Origin of the sequence: Nocardia violaceofusca NBRC 14427, from assembly GCF_963869435.1 — a bacterium.
Classification (GTDB): domain Bacteria; phylum Actinomycetota; class Actinomycetes; order Mycobacteriales; family Mycobacteriaceae; genus Nocardia; species Nocardia aobensis.
On record NZ_CAWMPM010000005.1, the window covers coordinates 63,019 to 80,587 of the forward strand.

A 17,569-nucleotide genomic window follows, 5' to 3' on the forward strand; every position below is an offset into this window, starting at 1 on the left:
TACCTACCGCACGGTAGGCAGAAAGCGTCGATGGAGGCGGATCGCAGTGCGGCGTCCGCAGTAGTGCTGTCTACGGAGCCTGAACTCAGCACCGCAAATCAGCTATCGCTAGGAGATACCGCGTGTCCGTGTACCTCTATCGGTGGGGGAAGTTCGCCTTCCGCCGAAAATGGATCGTGCTACCGGTCTGGTTGCTGATCTTCGTGATCGTGGGCGCCGTCGGCGTCGGGCTGAAGAAACAGAGCCAAGACGACTTCAACATGCCGGATCTGCCCTCGCAGAAGGCCACCGACATCCTGGACAAGCAGTTCCCGGGAGCCTCCGAGGCATTCAAGTTCGACGCCGTGACCGGCACCTACGTGGTCGCCGCGCAGCACGGCAAACTCACCGATCCGGACAACCACAAGGCGCTCACCGCGCTGGTCGAGAAGATCAACAACCTCGACATCGTCGACAAGTCCAAGATCAAGTCCGATCCCGCGCATCCGGGCGTCCTCGCGGACCCGGTCGCCGCGACGTCGGCGATCGGCTGCACCTCGGGTGATCGCACCGACCCGAACTTCATCGCCAAATGCGGTCTGGCGCCGCTGAATGTGCTCGGTAAGAACAACAACGCCGACACCGTCGCCTACTTCACCGTGCCGTTCGACATCAAATCGTTCTCCGACCTGACCCAGGCCGACCGTGACAAGGCTTACAACGTCGCCGACGAGGCGCGCCAGGCCGGCCTGGACGTGGAGATCAGCGGTTCCATCGCCACCGCGCAGATGGAGACCGGCGGCGCCTCGGAGATGATCGGTTACGTCGTAGCGTTCATCGTCATGATGATCGCCTTCGGCGCCCTGCTGGCCGCGTTCGTGCCGATTCTCACCGGCATCGTCGGCGTCGGTATGGCGGGCGCGCTGATCATGGCGGGTACCTCCATCGCGAATATCCCGAACTTCACGACGGTCCTCGCCTCGATGATCGGTATCGCGCTGTCGATCGACTACGCGCTGTTCATCGTCTCGCGCTACAAACACGAACTGGCCGTACAGGATTCGCCGGAGGAAGCCGCCGGCGTCGCCATCGGCACCGCGGGCTCCGCGGTGGTCTTCGCCGGTATGACGGTCATCATCGCGCTGTGTGGCCTGAGCATCGTCGGCGTCAGCTTCCTCACCTGGATGGGTCTGGGTGGCGCGCTCGCGGCGTTCTTCGCGATTCTGGTCGCCTTGACCCTGCTGCCCGCGGTGATGGGTGCGTTCGGCCGCTTCCTGTTCAAGCCGAAGCTGCCCCTCGTCGCGCGCACCGACACCGAGGACGACAACGCCGTCACCAACGGCAAGCGCTTCGCCCGCGTGATCGCGAAGGCGCCGTGGCTGACGCTGGGCGCCAGCGTGATCGTGCTCGGCCTGCTCGCCGCGCCCGCTGTGAATCTGAGCCTCGGCCTGCCGGGTGAGGACAGCCAGCCCAAGACCACCACGGTCCGCAAGGCCTACGACCTGCGCACCGACGGCTTCGGCGAGGGCAGCAACGGCACCCTGCTGGTCGCGGCGGATCTCACGAACGTGAAGCCGGAGCAGCGGCAGGAAGCCGTCATGGCGCTGCACGACAAGCTGGCCGCGTATCCGGGTATGGACTTCGTGACCATGCCGTCGACGAACAAGTTCAACGCGGACAAGACGCCGGACTACATCAACAGCACGGGTGCGCAGCTGACCGCGGTGCCCGATTACGGTCCGAACAACTCCGACACCCAGGACCTGGTGAAACACGCCCGGGACGCGGAATCGGACCTGCAGGCGAAGTACGGCATGGAGTACGGCATCACCGGCACCACGGCGATCTACTCCGATGTGTCGAATGCCCTGCTCGGCAAGATCGTTCCGTATATGACGATCGTGGCGATCGCGGCCTTCCTGCTGCTGGTCCTGGTGTTCCGCTCGGTGCTGGTGCCGCTGACGGCGGCGCTCGGCTTCCTGCTCTCGATGGCGGCGACCTTCGGTGCCACGGTGCTGATCTTCCAGCAGGACAAGCTGGGCCTGATCGGTGATCAGCATCCGATCGTGAGCTTCCTGCCGATCATGTTGATCGGCTTGGTGTTCGGCCTCGCCATGGATTATCAGGTCTTCCTCGTCACCCGCATGCGCGAGGAATACATCCACGGCAAGTCGCCCAAGGAGGCCATGGTCTCCGGCTACCACCACGGCGCTCGCGTCGTGACCTCTGCGGCCATCATCATGATCTCGGTCTTCGCCGGATTCGTGCTGATGCCGGATGTGACCGCGAAGTCGATGGGCTTCGCACTGGCGGCCGGCGTGCTGTTCGACGCCTTCCTGGTCCGGATGGTGCTGATCCCGTCGCTGCTGGTGCTGCTGGGCGAATGGGCCTGGTGGATGCCGAAGTGGCTGGACCGGATCCTGCCCGATATCGATGTCGAGGGCACCAAGCTGCGCGAGCTGCAGCAGCGTGACCGCGACGCGGCGACCGTGAAGCAGCCGGTCCCGGTCGGCTGATCCGCGAACCACGGCACGGGCCCTCATCCGAACATCAGATGGGGGCCCGTGGCGTATCCGGCTTGATCTTGCAGCAACTAGCCAGCAGACTCGAACCAATGCTCTCCAGCTCGGCCACTCGACGGACCGACCGGAACGGCGAGTGCACCGGCTACCGCACAGCTCGATCAGCGACCGGCCCCGGTTCGCAGTCATCGGCAATCGAGGCCAGCGACCACTAGGAGCGCCTCGTGTCCGTGTATCTGTATCGGTGGGGAAGATTCGCCTTTCGGCACAAGTGGATCGTGCTCCCGGTCTGGCTGATTCTGTTCGTGATCATCGGCAGCCTGGGTACGCAGCTGAAGAAGCCGATGAACGACGACTTCACGATTCCGAATCTGCCGTCGGAACGCGCCACCGAGATCATGGACAAACACTTTCCGGGGATGTCGCGGGCGTTCAGTTTCGAGGCGGTCACCGGCACCTATGTCTTCGGGGCGGCGCCGGGACAGAAACTCACCGACGCATCCCAGCGGGCGGCCGTCGCCGGGACGGTTGCCAAGCTGAACGATCTGAACATCGTCGATCACAGGACTCCGCTGGTGGATCCGATCACCGCCACCGAACAGATGGGCTGCTTCGCACCCGATCGCAGTTCGCCGGAATTCGTCTCGCGCTGCAGTGCCGCGCCGGTGAACGTCCTGAACAAGCAGAATCCGGATACCGTTGCGGTGCTGACCGTTCCGTTCACGATCCAGAAGTTCACCGACATCACCGCCGACGATCGCGCGGCCGCCTACGCGGTCGGTGACGATGCGCGCGCCGCCGGACTGCAGGTGGAGATGAGCGGGTCGCTGGCGATGGAACAGCAGCAGCCCAGCGGGCAGGCCGAGATGATCGGCATGGCCGTGGCGCTGGTGGTGATGGTGGTGGCCTTCGGCGCGATCGTGGCCGCCTTCGTGCCGATCATCACCGCGATCGTCGGACTCGGATTGGCGACCTCGGTGATCTTCCTCGGCACGTCGTTCATGTCGGTTCCGAGCTTCACCACATTCCTGGCCTCGATGATCGGCATCGCGCTCTCGATCGATTACGCGCTGTTCATCGTCTCGCGCTACAAACACGAACGCGCCGTGCAGAGTTCGCCGGAGATCGCCGCGGGCACGGCGCTGGGGACGGCCGGTTCGGCGGTGGTGTTCGCGGGCGCGACGGTGATCATCGCACTGGTCGCGCTGGCCATCGTGAACATCCGCTTCCTGACCTTCATGGGGCTGGGCGGGGCGATCGCGGCGGCGTTCGCCGTGCTCACCGCCATCACCCTGATGCCGGCACTACTCGGCGCTTTCGGAAAATACCTGTTCACGCCGAAGCTTCCGGTGATCGCGCAACACGATCCCGAGGACGATTCGGTGGTCACCAACGGTATGCGGGTGGCGCGGGTGATCGGGCGGATGCCGTGGCTGACGCTGGTCGCGAGCGTCATCGTGCTGGGTCTGCTGGCCGCGCCCGCGTTGAGCCTGAATCTGGGCCTGCCGGGTGAGGACAGCCAGCCCAGGACCACGACCATTCGCAAGGCCTACGACCTGCGCACCGAGGGATTCGGTGCGGGCAGTAACGGCAAGCTGCAGGTCGTCGCCGATCTGTCGCAGGTGCCCGCCGATCAGCGTCAGGCCGCGCTCACCGCACTGCACGACGAATTGGCCGCGTATCCGGGTATGGATTACGTGACCCAGCCGCAGCCGAGCAGGGACGGCGCGGGTGCGTTGATGACCGCGGTGCCCACCACCGGACCCAATGATCAGGCCACCAAGGATCTGGTCCGCAATGCCCGCGACGCCGAATCCGCACTGCACGACCGATACGGCATCGAATACGGAATCACCGGCACGACAGCCATTTACGCGGATGTCGACCATGCGCTGCTCAGCAAGATCCTGCCCTATCTGGCCATCGTGGCCGGTGCGGCATTCCTGTTGCTGATCGCGGTATTCCGTTCGGTGCTGGTGCCTTTCACCGCCGCACTGGGATTCCTGCTCTCCATGGCGGCGACGTTCGGCGCGACCGTGCTGATCTTCCAGAAAGGCGCGCTCGGCCTCATCTCCGAACCCCGGCCGATCGTGAGCTTCCTGCCGATCATGTTGATCGGCTTGGTATTCGGCCTCGCCATGGATTATCAGGTTTTCCTCGTCACCCGCATGCGCGAGGAATACGTGCACGGGAAATCACCCACCGAAGCGATGATCTCCGGTTATCACCACGGCGCGCGCGTGGTGACCTCGGCCGCCGTCATCATGATCTCGGTCTTCGGTTCGTTCCTGCTGGAATCGGATGCGACGGCCAAGTCGATGGGTTTCGCGCTCGCCGCGGGCGTGCTGTTCGACGCCTTCCTGGTGCGGATGGTCCTGATTCCGTCGCTGCTGGTGCTGATGGGCAGGGCGGCCTGGTGGATTCCGGGGTGGCTCAGCCGGATCGTGCCGGATATCGACGTGGAGGGTGCGCGGTTGCGCGAACTCCACGTCGACGATCCGGACGAGCCCAGGAGTCCGGTGAAGGTCGGCTGAGCCGACACTGCCACCGCGTACCGGGTCGTTCAGCCCAGCTGGGCGGCGACCTCGCCGGCGACCAATTCCAGGTGGTCGAGATCGGACAGGTCCAGGACCTGCAGGTAGAGCCGGGTGATGCCGGTGGTCTCGCGGTAGCGGCCGATCTTGTCGACCACCTCCGCCGGAGTGCCGGCCAGGCCGTTGGTGCGCAGTTCGTCCACCTCGCGGCCGATCGCCTCGGCGCGGCGGGCGATCTCGGCCTCGTCACGGCCCACGCACAGCACCTGCGCGGCCGAGCGGACGATCTCCCCCGGATCGCGGCCGATGTCGCGGGCCGCCGCGGCGACCCGATCGAATTGCGCCGCAGCGTTTTCCGCATCCGTGAACGGCAGGTTGAACTCGTGCGCGTACCGCGCGGCCAGGGCCGGGGTGCGCTTCTTGCCCGCCCCGCCGATGATCACCGGCGGACCCGGCCGCTGCACCGGCTTGGGCAGGGCCGGACTGCCCTGCAGCACATAGTGTTTGCCCGTGAAATCGAAGGTCTCCCCCACCGGGGTCTGCCACAGGCCGGTGATGACCGCCAGTTGCTCGGCGTAGCGGTCGAAGCGCTCACCGAGATCCGGCAGATCGATGCCGTAGGCGCGATGCTCGTCGGCGAACCAGCCCGAGCCGAGCCCGAGTTCGACCCGGCCGCCGGACATCTGGTCGACCTGGGCGACCGAGATCGCCAGCACCGACGGATGCCGGAACGTCGCCGCGGTGACCAGTGTGCCGAGCCTGATCCGGGAGGTCTCGCGCGCGAGCCCGGCCAGCGTGATCCACGCGTCGGTCGGGCCCGGCAGACCGGACACCCCGCCCATCTTCAGATAATGATCCGACCGGAAGAATGCGTCGAACCCCGCCTCCTCGGTCACCTTCGCAACCCGGAGCAGATCGTCGTAGGTAGCCCCCTGCTGGGGCTCGGTGAAGATTCGTAGTTCCACGAGCACCAACGTACCGGTCGGCCGCGTACCGGTACGTTGGTGCGGAGCTCAGCCGGTCACGCCCAGGTCCGGCAGTTGGGCGGCGCCGGCGACGGCCTCCCGCAACAGGTCGGCGGCGGCCTCCAACTGGGCGGGTTCGTGTTCGGAGGTCAGGAAGAAGCGCAGGCGTTCCTGACCGGCGGGCACGGCCGGCGACGAGATCGCGCCCGCGTAGACGCCGTTGCGCAGTAGCGTCGTGGCGACGTAACCGGCGCGCAGTTCGCCGGGGACGATCACCGGGCAGATCGGGGTGCCCTCGGAGATGCCGAGGTCGATGCCGCGCTCGCCGAGCAGGGTGCGGAAGTGCTCGGCGTTGGACCACAGCCGGCGCAGTCGCTGCGGTTCGGCCTCGAGGACGTCGAGCGCGGCCAGCGCGGCGCCGATGGTCGAGGGTGCGGGGCCGCCGGTCAGCATGGCCACACCCGGCGCGGCGGCCTTCATCGCGGCGATCAGGTCCGCGTCGGCGGCGATGAAACCGCCGCAGCTGCCCAGCGCCTTCGACAGGGTGCCCATCCAGATGTCGACCGCGTCGCCGGGCATCCCGTAGTGCTCGCGGATGCCGTGGCCGCGCTCCCCGAAGACGCCGAGGGAATGCGCCTCGTCGACCATGACGGCACAGTCGAATTCCCGTGCGATGGCGGCTATCTCGCTCACCCGCCCGACGGTGCCGTCCATGCTGTAATGACCCTCGACCACGACCAGCGTCCGATCGAAGTTCCCGCGCGACATGCGCAACACCGAACGCAGCGACTCCGGATCGTTGTGACGGAAGTTGAGCCGCCTCGCTCCCGACCACTGCACGCCGGAGATCACGCTGCCGTGGATGAGCGAATCGCAGATCGCGACGTCGTCGGCGCCCAGCAGGAAGCCGATCACCCCGGCGTTGGTGAGATAGCCGCTGGTCGTGACCATCGCGTCGCCGACGTCGTACATCGCGGCCAGGCGCTGTTCGAGTTCGGCGTAGATCGGGATCTCCCCGGCGACGATGCGGCTGGCCGAGGCGGAGGCGCCATAGGTGTCCAGCGCGTCCTTGGCCGCCTGCACCACCTTCGGATGGTTGCCCAGGCCGAGATAGTTGTAGGCGCTGAAGTTCACCAGATCCCGGCCCTGCCACCGAATCACGGTGTCGTTCGGGCTCTCCCGTACGAGGAACATCGGATTCGGTGTGCCGCTGTGCTCGTGCACCGCCGCGATCGCCGCCCGCTTCTGCACCATCGCCGCGACCTCGGGGTGGTCGGCGAATTGGCGTCCGGGGCCGCGGCGCGGGCGGGCCGGTCTGGTGTTGGCGCCCGTGAACGCAGCGCTCGGGCCACCGGACGTCACGGGAGCCGACGCCGGCGCACCGGTCGCACCGGACGCCGTGCCGGACAACAACTTCCGCGCCAGATCCCGCGCCGATTCACTCATCCCGCATCCTCTCCGGCGCAGCAGACGGCTGCGACCTTCTCATCCCGTCGCCCCCTGCACGATCGCCTCGGCAACCCGCGCACCCGCTTGTTCGAGGCTGAACGAGCGGCCCATCTTCATCGACATCAGTTCCACGCCCAGCGATTTCGTCACCAGCGCACCGAATTCCACCGCCATCAGCGAGTCCAATCCGAGTTCGGGCACCGGGACCGTCAGGTCGATCGAGTCCGCGGAGACACCCATGACCTGCGCCAATTGCTCGGCCAGCATGAAGGCGACCACCTCGTTGCGCTTACCCTCGTCGAGTTCGGCGAGCTGGACGCGCAGCCGCGCGGCGGCCGAATCGTTCTGTGCCGCAGCGGCGATCAGTTCCTTCGTGCGCCCGGTCTGAGCGAAGAACGGCGCGGTGGCGTTCACCTTGGCCCAGTCGACCGGAATGATCGAGGCCTGCGTGACGCCCAGTCGCAGCGCCTGCTCCAGATATTCGGTTCCCTCGTCCATGGTGATCGAATCGAAGCCGGTGTTGCGCAGATATCGCGCGATGTGCTCGTCGTCGGCCATACCGCCGCCGGACATATGGCCCCAGCCGACGACCAGTGCGGTGCCGCCCGCGCGGATCACCGTATCCCCGATCGCCTGCAGCGCGATATTGGCCGCGGTGTAGGCGTATTGGCCCACACCGCCGAACATCGCACTACCGGAGGACCACAGCGCGAACTGGTCGAGCCGCGCCCCCGCGGCCTGGACACCGGCGACGAGCGCACGCGCACCGTCGGCCTTCGCCCGGAACACCTTCGCCAGACTCTCGGCATCCATCACGGTGATGCGCTTGTCGTCGATGGCGCCCGCGGTGTGGAACATCCCGCGCAGCGGATGCTCCGGCCGGTGCGCGCGAGCGACGACCGCCGCCACGGCATCGGCATCGGTGATGTCGACCCGCTCGATCGTGACCTCGATGCCCTGGGCCTGCCAGGCCGCGAGCTGCGCGACGGCGGCCTCGGTGGTGGCACCGCCGCGGCCGAGCAACGTCAGCCGGCGAGCGCCATGGCCCACCAGCCACCGCCCGGTGGCCAGGCCAAAGGCACCGAAACCACCCGTGATCAGGTACTGGGCCGCGGGATCGATCTCGATCTCGGGCAGCTGCGGACGGACCAGCGGTCGGTCCTCGGTCAGATCGAGCGCGACGCGGCCGATCCGGGTCGAGCGGGCCACCTCCTCGAAGGCCTGAGCGACCTCGGCGGTTCCGTACTTCTGGAACGGCAGCGGCCGATAGGTGCCGTCGTCGAAACTGGCATTGACCTTGCGGCCCAGCTCCATCACCTCGGTGTGCCGCAGCCGCAGCATCCGGTCCAGATCGAAGGAGAAGTAGGAGACGTTCTTGTCGAACGCCGACAGATCCAGCATGCCGCCGGTGTAGATATCGGCCTTGCCGATCTCCACGATGCGGCCGAATTCGGCGATCACCGCGAAGTTCTGGCGCAGGATCTCTCCCGGCGCGGAGCTGATGATCACGTCCACGCCGCGGCCGCCGGTGAGGGCGAGCACCTCGTCGACGAAGGTGAGCGACCGCGAGCCGACCACGTGATCGGCGCCCTCGGCCAGGACATAGGCGCGTCGCTGCTCGCTGCTCGCGGTGCCGATCACGGTGGCGCCGTGCAACTTCGCGATCTGCACCGCCGCGCTGCCGACACCGCCCGCCGCACCGTGCACCAGCACGGTCTCACCGGCACGGATCCGTGCCAGTTCGAGCAACGAGTACTCGGCGGTGGTGAACGCGGTAACGCTGCTGCACCGGCCGGCATCGGTGTCGGGATGCACGTGGGTGAGCGAATCGGTCGAGGTGGTGTGGTAGCGCGCGACCATGCCCTTGGAGGTCAGGCTCACCGCGTCGCCGACGGCGTAGTCGGTGACGCCCGGACCGACCCGGACCACCTCGCCGCCGCCTTCCATACCCGGCACCAGGCCGAAGAAGGTTTCCGACAGTTCACGTTCACCGAGGACGCCGATCACCTTCAGCGCGTCCTTGTAGTTGAGGCCCACGGCCCGCATCCGGACCTCGACCTCGCCCGGACCGGGTTCGCGCCGATCGCAACGCCGCCAGCCCAGCCGCGCGAAGGTGCGCGAACGAGGCAGTTCCAGTTCGAAATTCGCCTCGGGGTCGGTGAGCGGTTCGGCGGTGTCGAGGGCGTCGAGCCGCTCGGGCAGCGTTCGGGTCACGACCGTGGTCCAGCGCAGGCCGTTGCGCAACACGGCCTCGTCGACCAGGTCGTATTGGAAGCCACCGGGGATCGCCAGTTCCGCGGACAGGTCCGCGACCGTCGTGCCGGCATCGATATCGACCAGTCGCCAGCGCAGCCGGGACTGTTCGTTGAGCAGCACGCGACGAGCGCCGGCGATGGCCGCCTGACTGGGATCCGGCGCCGTCTCGTCCGCGGGATGGGCGTACGCGTGGGCGCTGACCACGGTCACGTACATCGAGCCGTCGCCGGTCAGCGGAATTTCGATCTCGTGCTCGGTGACCCGCTCCTCGAGATAGCCGTCCAGCGTCACCGCGATCCGGCGCAATGTCCACAGCGCGGCCACATCACCGTCGGGGGCGTGTCCGGGAATCACGCAGACGTGCAGCCGTCGCACGTCCTCGTCGTCGAATATATCGCGAAGTCGTTGTGCCAGTTGAGGTTCCAGATCGGTATCGGCCGGGTCCAGCAGGAGGACGGCCGAGCCGGCACCGCCCGCGACGGCATCGCGCACCCGCTCGATCCGCGAGTCGATGTTCTCGCCGTAGCCGAGGACCAGGGTGTACAGGCCGTCGTTGCCGGGAAGCGCGGATGTGTCGACCGGATCGCGCAGCTCCCACCGTTCCTCGTAGAACATGTCGGTCATGCGCTGCAGCGGGCCGCGGCCCGGAGTCAGGGAACCGAATTCCATCCCCCTGATCTGCATGACCACGGTGCGCTCGGCATCGAGCAGATCGATATCGGCCAGCGGCCGGTCGCCCTCGGTGAACCGGGCCACGGCCGTGACCTCCTCCGGCAGGGGCGCGAGGCGGCGGACGGTGCGCACGCCGACCGGCACCATCGCGCCCTCCTGGGCACCACCGCGGCCGGCGAGCAGGGCGGCCACACTCTGCAGCGCCGCATCGACGATCGCGGGATGGGCGAGATACCGCTCGCCCTGGCCGATGGTGCCGTCGAGTTGTGCGACCACGGTGTCCGGCGAGATCCGGATCGCGGTGGCGCGCTGGAAGCTCGGGCCGTATTCCAGTCCGCGCGCGGCCAATCCGGCGTAGAACTCGGCGGGCTCGACCGCGAGCATCCGCTCGACATCGGGCACATCCGCGGTGATGGGCGCGTAGCCGCCTTCGACCAGGCGGCCCAGTGCGTGCACGGTCCAGATGGTTCCGGCCGCGCCCCGGGAGCGGATGGTGAAGCGCCCGGTCGAATCCTCCACGTGAAGTTCGACGATCGGCGCCTCGCCCTCCTCGACCACCAGCGGCGCGACGAACCGCACGCCTTCCACGGCCACCTGATCCGATTCGGTGCGCACCGCGGCGGCGCTCAGCGCGGCATCCAGATATCCCGCGCCGGGCAGGATCCGGGTGCCGCCCACGACGTGATCGGCGAGCCACGGTAACGCCGCGAGCGACAGTTCCACCCGCCAGGCGTTGGAATCGTCGGGATGCTGATCACCGAGCATCGGGTGCGCGTCGGGTGTGCCGTGGCGCAGCAGCCGGAATTCCGGCAGTTCGTTGCGCAGCCGGGTGCGCTGCCACGGATAGCGCGGCAGATCGATGTGCGGCGTCGGATGCGGCACTCCCGCGAACAGCGCGTCGATGTCGAGAACTCCGGCCGCGTACAGCCCGGACAGGGTCTGGCGCAGACTGTCGGCATCCTGCTGTTTGCGGTGCAGGGTCGCCACCGTCGTCCCGGTTTCACCCGCGCCGATGAGGATCTCGCGAATATTGGCCCCGAGCACCGGATGCGGGCCGACCTCGACGAACACCCGGTTGCCGGAGCGGACCAGCGCGGTGATCGCATCGGCGAACCGCACCGGCTGCCGCACGTTCGCGCACCAGTAGTCGGCATTCCAGTCGGCCGTGGTGACCTGTTCGCCGGTGACCGTGGAGTACAGCGGGATGCGCGGTTCGGCGACGGTGAGCCCGGCCAGCACCTCGCGCAGCTCGTCCAGGATCGGATCCATCAGATGACTGTGGTAGGGCACCTCGACCTGTAGCCGGCGCGCGAAAATGCCGTCGGCGGTGAGTTTTTCGGCGATCTCGTCGAGGCGGTCGGCCGCACCGGCCAGCGTGACGGCCGAGGGTGAGTTGATCGCCGCGATATCGACCGAGCTGTCGGCGGCGATGACCTCGCGAGCCGCCTCGGCGGGCAATCCGATCGCCAGCATGCCGCCCGTCCCGGCCGTCGTGGCCTGCAACCGGGCACGGTGATAGCTGACCAGCAGCGCGTCACGCAGCGACAGCATTCCGGTCACGTAGGCGGCCGAGACCTCGCCGACGCTGTGACCGACGACGACGGCGGGTTCGATTCCGTATTCGCGCAACGCCGCGTACAGCGCGACCTGGACCAGGAAGTTCGCCGGTTGCGCGACGGCGGTCGAGGTGACCCTCGACTCCTCTTCGGGGCGCAGCAACTCCTCGACGACGGACCAGCCCGCGATGTCGGTGAACACGGCGTCGATGCGGCGCGCCTCGTCGGCGAAAGCCGTGTCGGTGGTGAGCAATTCGCGCGCCATACCCCACCACTGCGGGCCCATACCGGTGAAGACGTACACCGGCTCGGCGGTGCGCTTGGCGACCGTGCGGCCGACTCGGCCCTCACCGTTCGCCAACTCCACCAGGCCCCGGACCAGTTCGGTGTCGTCACCGAAGGTGATCGCGGCGCGATGGTTGTGGTGATTGCGACGCCGCCACGCGGCCTCGGCCAGCCGGCCGGGGTCGGCCCCCTCGGCGATCAGTTCGGCGACGCCGCGAGCCAGTTGCCGGACCGCGGTCTCGTTTCGCGCGGAGAGTGGCAGTACACCGAAATGCTGTGGAGCCCGGTCGGTTTCGGGAGCGCCCGCATACTCCTGCAGAATCGCGTGCGCGTTGGTGCCGCCGTATCCGAAACCGTTGACGGCCACCGTCATGCGCTCGACCTCGGGGCCGACCGGTTCGGCCTCGGTCTGGAGGCGAATTCCCAGTTCCTCGAAGGGAATATCGGGGTTGGGAGTGTCCAGCCAGCCCTGCGGCGCGATGGTGCGGTGGGTGATGGCCAGCGCCGATTTGATGACACTCGCGATACCGGACGCGGCCTCGGTATGGCCCAGCGTCGCCTTCACCGAGCCGACGCCGACCGGGCCCGGCCGTCCGGTGGCGGCGCCGTAGGCCCGGCCGATGGCTCGCAGTTCCAGCGGGTCGCCCACCGGCGTTCCGGTGCCGTGGGCCTCCACGTAGGTGATCTCGTGCGCCGGGATTCCGGAGCGCTCGATCACGGTCTTGGCCAGCGCTTCCTGGGAATCCGCGTTCGGAACCGTGATGGCCGTGGTGCGGCCGTCCTGATTCGATCCGGTGGCCTTGACCACCGCGTAGACGCGGTCGCCGTCGCGTTCGGCATCGGCGAGCTTCTTCAGCACCACGATGCCGGCGCCCTCGCCACGGCCGTAACCGTCGGCGGCGGCGTCGAACGGTTTGCTGCGGCCGTCGGCGGCGAGGAATCCGCCCTTGCACATGGAGACGAACGGTTCCGGCTGCGCCATCACGGTCACACCGCCCGCCAGCGCGTATTCGCAGTCACCGCTCTCGATGGCCTGGCAGGCCAGATGCAGGGCGACCAGCGACGAGGAGCAGGCGGTATCGACGGTGACCGCCGGACCGGTCAGGTTGAGCGCGTAGGCGATCCGGTTCGAGAGCATCGTGTACGACGCGCCGGCCGCGGTGTGCATGTCGACATGCGGCAGCGCCGGTCCGCCGACCGATACCGCCAGCTGATCGAGGGTGAAGGCGCCGATGTAGACGCCGAGCCCCGAACCGGCGCTGCGACCGGCGACACCCGCGTCGTCGAGCGCCTCCCACACCACTTCCAGGACGAGTCGCTGCTGCGGGTCCATCGCGGCCGCCTCGCGCGGGGAGATGCCGAAGAAGTCGGGATCGAACTCCCACGGATCGCCGGTCATGAAGGCGGCGCGCTTGGTGTACATGCGGCCGGGGGTGCGGCGGTCGGCGTCGTAGTAGCGCCGCCAATCCCAGCGGTCGGCCGGGATCTCGGTGACCCCGTCCCGTTTGTTGATCACGAAGTCCCAGAAGGATTCCGGTGAATCGATACCGCCGGCGTACCGGCATCCGATTCCGACGATGGCAATGTCAGACACAGCGACTCCTCGGCCGACTCGAAATTCCCGCTGATCAGAGCGGTCGCGGTCGGCGAATCATGATGTTCATTTCCGGGCCCGTCCGGCCCAGCCGGACGGACCCGGTGCGTTCGTTACCCAGGGCCTCGTAGTAGCCGACGTTCTCGTCCTTGCAGATTCCGCACAGGAGTACGCCCTGCCGGTCGGCCTTGTCGGTGAACGACGCGTACAGCGCCCGGCCGACGCCGCTGCGCTGCAGTGCCGGATCGGTTCCGAGGTAGACGTGGAACAGATGGGGTTCGGCCGGTGCCGCCCGATCCATGGTCCGGTCGACCTCGGTTCCCCTTCCCACGGCGGTGCCCATGCCCGCGAGAAACAGTGGGCCCGCGAGGAATTCGCGGAGCCCGCCGGGCCGGTAACCGTCGGGATACCAGAGCAGGGCGCCGACGATGCGGCCGTCCAACTCCGCCACCTCGGCACCACCGGCCGGCAGGAAGCGGTGCTCGATCATGGTCCGCAACATCCGGGGCGCGCGCCGGTGCCGGACGTTTTCGTCCGGAAAGACGTATTCCTCGATCGGATCGTCGTGGGCGAAGGCCGCGGCCAGTACCCGCACCATTCCGGCGATGTCGTCGCGCGTCGCGGTCCGCACGACCGGACTCTCCGGTGTAGTCAAAGTTGTTGTCCCTCACATGATCTGCGCACTGCCCGACTGCGACGGCGGGACGTCCGGCAAGCAACTGGTCGCTAGATTACCTCAGACCGCCGCACTTCCTACTAGTCGGTAATGTGCAGTAGAACACGCGGGTACGACACGACGCTAGGAATGTGCACAGTGCTCGGCGCCGGGCAATCGCCGCGAAACCCTTACTTCCACAAGGAAATACACAACCGAGTCGGCAGCTCACGGCGCGAACGGTTGCCGTCGACCCGGTAAACCTCGGTGGCACAGCGACATTGGGGCAAACGACGGCGATGTCCGTCCGCGCAGCCGGATACGGCCCCCGGCTTACCGGTGGCGGGGAATCAGCACCCCGACCGAGACGGAAATACCGGACAATCGGGAGCGCGACGGTGTCGTCGCCGCGACGGTACGAGTCCGGACCTCGACCGCTGCCGTCGCGTAGAGGTCGAAAGGAACCGGACATTTTGAACGCACGGATTCTCGCCGTCGGCATCGCTTCGGGCGCCGTCTGCGCCGCGGTCGCCGCCCTCGCTCCCTCGGCCTCCGCACAGCCGTTTCCCGCAGGGGTCTCGTGCACGGAGACGACCTGCACCAACGACACGGACGAGACCTACCTGATCGAGGCGTGGCAGCACTGCCGGGTCGTCGGCGGGATCTCAGAGACCGAAACCCCGTTCAACCTGGTCGTGCGCGCACATCAGACGGTGCGGGTCGAGGGAGTGGAATGTCCGCCGCTGGTGGTCGAGCGGCCCGGTCACATCGGCGGTGCCGACACCACGGTGCTGCGGACCGAGCCGACTCGGATCAGCTACTTCAAGGCCGTCCGCCACGACCCGGACGCACCGAAGACTCGCACCGGTTCGGCCGGGTGACGACGGCCGGTGCGGACGGAAAAAGCCTCCACCCGGAACCCGGGTGGAGGCTGTGGCGGTGGCGGAGGGATTTGAACCCTCGGTGGGGGGTTACCCCACACACGCTTTCGAGGCGTGCTCCTTAGGCCGCTCGGACACGCCACCGCAGGTGACTTTACCGGACGGGCGCAGCGAAACCGAAATCGGGTGGTCAGGGGCGTTGAGCGCGGAAGAAGGCGTCCAGGACGGCCGCACATTCGGCCTCGAGCACGCCACCTCGGACCTCGGGCCGGTGGTTGAGGCGACGGTCACGCACCACGTCCCAGAGCGAGCCGACCGCACCGGTCTTGGGCTCCCAGGCGCCGAAGACGACGCGGCGGACCCGGGCCAGGACCAGCGCTCCGGCGCACATCGTGCACGGTTCCAACGTCACCGCCAGCGTCGCGCCCTCGAGCCGCCAGCCGTCGCCGTATACCTGGGCGGCGCGGCGCAGCGCCAGGATCTCGGCATGCGCGGTCGGGTCGCCGAGCGCCTCCCGGGCGTTGCCGGCCCGGGCCAGTTCGCGGCCGTTCGCGTCGAAGACGACCGCACCGACCGGGACGTCGCGCGGGTCGGTCTGCGCCGCGGCGGCGAGGGCGGCCCGGACGAGATCCTCGTCTCCCGGAGGTGACCCCGGACTAGGCGCTGCCCCCGGGCTCAACGGTGCAGCTTGTCCAGGACCGCGGAGAATTCGTCGGCGAAGCCCAGCCGCTGCGCGACCATTCCCAGCTGTTCGTCCGGATACAGATCGGTTTCCGCGAGGATCACGCTGAGCACGGGCTCGGGCAGGCCGAGGTCCGCCAGGACACCCAGATCGCCTTCCTCCCACGGATCGATATCATCCAGTTCGTCCGGATCGATATCGGGGACTTCGACGTTCAGCGCGTCGAGCACCTCGACGGCGATGTCGTAATCGATCGCGGCGGTGGCGTCCGAGATCAGCAACCGGCTCCCGGTCGGACCCGGCCGCAGGACGATGAAGAATTCGTCGTCGACGTCCAGCAATCCGAATACCGCACCGGTGCTGCGCAGGGCGCGCAGTTCGTCCTCGGCCGCGGACAGACTCGACAGTGCCGCGGCGCTGAGCGGGCTGCAGCGCCACGTGCTGTCTTCGCGGACGACCGCCACGGCGAACCCTTCCACATCGTCGTAATCGTCCGACGCGGCCCTGTTCGTGCTCGAGCGCTGTGCCATGGCCGCAACGGTAGTCGGCTTCGGCGGAAATGTTGAAGTCGTATGCGAATCTGATCCGATGACAGGCGATCGGAATTCCTCGGTGTGCGTACTGGGTACGGGTTTGATCGGCGGCTCCCTGCTGCGCGCGGCGGCCGCGGCCGGCTACCGGGCCTGGGGTTACAACCGGTCGGCTCCGGGTGCGCAGGCCGCCCGGGCCGACGGATTCGACGTCGAATCCGATATCGCGGCGGTGCTGTCCCGGGCCGCCGCCGACGATGCGCTGATCGTGCTGGCGGTGCCGATGCCGGCCATCGACACCGTTCTCGCCGATGTGAAGACGTTCGCGCCCGACTGCCCGCTGACCGATGTGGTGAGTGTGAAACAACCGGTGCGCGCCGAGGTCCACCGCCAGGAACTGGGCGCGCGCTACGTCGGCGGGCATCCGATGGCGGGAACGGCCGAATCCGGCTGGGCCGCATCGTCTCCCGAGCTGTTCCGCGACGCGGCCTGGGCGGTCGGCGTGGACCCGGGCACCCGCGCCGAACCATGGCACCGGGTCGCGCGGCTGGCGCTGGACTGCGGTGCGAGCGTGGTGCCGGTCCTGGCGGACGAACACGATCGTGCGGTGGCCCGCATCTCGCATCTGCCGCACGTGCTGGCCGAGGCGCTGGCGGTCGCGGGAGCCGCGGGCGGCGATCTGGCTCTGGGTCTGGCCGCGGGCTCGTTCCGCGACGGCACCCGGGTCGCCGCGACCGCCCCCGAGCTGGTGCGCGCGATCTGCGAACCGAACGCCGCCGCGCTCACCGAGGCGATCGACGACGCGCTGCGCCTGCTCGAGGCCGCGCGCGACAGCCTGCGCGACGAGGGCACCCTCGGCGAACTGATCGATGCGGGCTACAGCGAACGCGACCGCTACGACACCCTGCGGCGCTGGGACATCACCGATATCCGCCCCGGCGATCAGGATTGGCTGGAACGGTTGCGCGATGCGGGACGCCGAGGCGGCGTGATCCGCTCACTGGACTGA

General features: G+C 67.9%; 10 protein-coding genes and 1 tRNA gene. 4 read left to right on the forward strand and 7 right to left on the reverse strand.

What is annotated here, in order from left to right; all coding sequences use genetic code 11:
- The first annotated feature begins 122 nt into the window (after positions 1–122).
- Both AC5592_RS05000 and AC5592_RS05005 read left to right on the forward strand, forming a co-directional pair.
- The gene (locus AC5592_RS05000; RefSeq protein ID WP_063063579.1) at positions 123–2,495 is read left to right on the forward strand and encodes an MMPL family transporter; all 2,373 of its coding nucleotides are present in this window, start codon (positions 123–125) and stop codon (positions 2,493–2,495) included.
- 230 nt (positions 2,496–2,725) lie between these two features.
- Positions 2,726–5,035, forward strand: a complete 2,310-nt coding sequence (locus AC5592_RS05005) for an MMPL family transporter (RefSeq protein ID WP_063063580.1) — start codon at positions 2,726–2,728, stop codon at positions 5,033–5,035.
- A 29-nt stretch (positions 5,036–5,064) separates the two neighbouring features.
- On the opposite strand, the gene AC5592_RS05010 is transcribed toward AC5592_RS05005, so the two are convergent.
- From AC5592_RS05010 to AC5592_RS05025, 4 genes are read right to left on the reverse strand one after another with little or no spacing between them, the layout of a single operon-like run.
- Positions 5,065–6,000, reverse strand: coding sequence for an LLM class F420-dependent oxidoreductase (locus AC5592_RS05010; RefSeq protein ID WP_036497156.1), 936 nt, complete (start codon positions 5,998–6,000; stop codon positions 5,065–5,067).
- 48 nt (positions 6,001–6,048) lie between these two features.
- Positions 6,049–7,446: an aminotransferase class I/II-fold pyridoxal phosphate-dependent enzyme gene (locus AC5592_RS05015; protein ID WP_036497146.1), complete on the reverse strand. Its 1,398-nt coding sequence runs from the start codon at positions 7,444–7,446 to the stop codon at positions 6,049–6,051.
- A 39-nt stretch (positions 7,447–7,485) separates the two neighbouring features.
- Complete coding sequence (locus AC5592_RS05020) at positions 7,486–13,812, reverse strand: type I polyketide synthase (protein WP_063063581.1); 6,327 nt, start codon at positions 13,810–13,812, stop codon at positions 7,486–7,488.
- Positions 13,813–13,846: 34 nt separating this feature from the next.
- Entirely contained in the window at positions 13,847–14,443 is a 597-nt protein-coding gene (locus AC5592_RS05025; protein ID WP_232329200.1) for a GNAT family N-acetyltransferase, read from the reverse strand.
- A 497-nt stretch (positions 14,444–14,940) separates the two neighbouring features.
- Here AC5592_RS05025 and AC5592_RS05030 point away from each other — a divergent pair, with 497 nt between their 5' ends.
- Positions 14,941–15,348, forward strand: coding sequence for a hypothetical protein (locus AC5592_RS05030; protein ID WP_063063582.1), 408 nt, complete (start codon positions 14,941–14,943; stop codon positions 15,346–15,348).
- 53 nt (positions 15,349–15,401) lie between these two features.
- Here AC5592_RS05030 and AC5592_RS05035 read toward each other — a convergent pair.
- The 3 genes from AC5592_RS05035 to AC5592_RS05045 form a co-directional block, all read right to left on the reverse strand.
- A tRNA-Ser gene (locus tag AC5592_RS05035) sits at positions 15,402–15,492 on the reverse strand.
- A 46-nt stretch (positions 15,493–15,538) separates the two neighbouring features.
- A complete protein-coding gene (locus AC5592_RS05040; protein WP_063006988.1) occupies positions 15,539–16,027 on the reverse strand; it encodes a nucleoside deaminase in 489 nt (162 codons plus the stop codon).
- A complete protein-coding gene (locus tag AC5592_RS05045; RefSeq protein WP_036497141.1) occupies positions 16,024–16,560 on the reverse strand; it encodes a tRNA adenosine deaminase-associated protein in 537 nt (178 codons plus the stop codon). Before AC5592_RS05045 ends, AC5592_RS05040 begins: the two co-directional genes overlap by 4 nt.
- 58 nt (positions 16,561–16,618) lie before the next feature.
- On the opposite strand from AC5592_RS05045, the gene AC5592_RS05050 reads away from it, so the two are divergent.
- Entirely contained in the window at positions 16,619–17,569 is a 951-nt protein-coding gene (locus AC5592_RS05050; RefSeq protein ID WP_063063583.1) for a prephenate dehydrogenase, read from the forward strand.

Excerpts from the sequence above, each read along its gene's own strand:
- AC5592_RS05050 (WP_063063583.1), top strand. The coding sequence starts at position 16,619 with ATGACAGGCGATCGGAATTCCTCGGTGTGCGTACTGGGTACGGGTTTG.
- AC5592_RS05045 (WP_036497141.1), bottom strand. The coding sequence starts at position 16,560 with ATGGCACAGCGCTCGAGCACGAACAGGGCCGCGTCGGACGATTACGAC.
- AC5592_RS05015 (WP_036497146.1), bottom strand. The coding sequence starts at position 7,446 with ATGAGTGAATCGGCGCGGGATCTGGCGCGGAAGTTGTTGTCCGGCACG.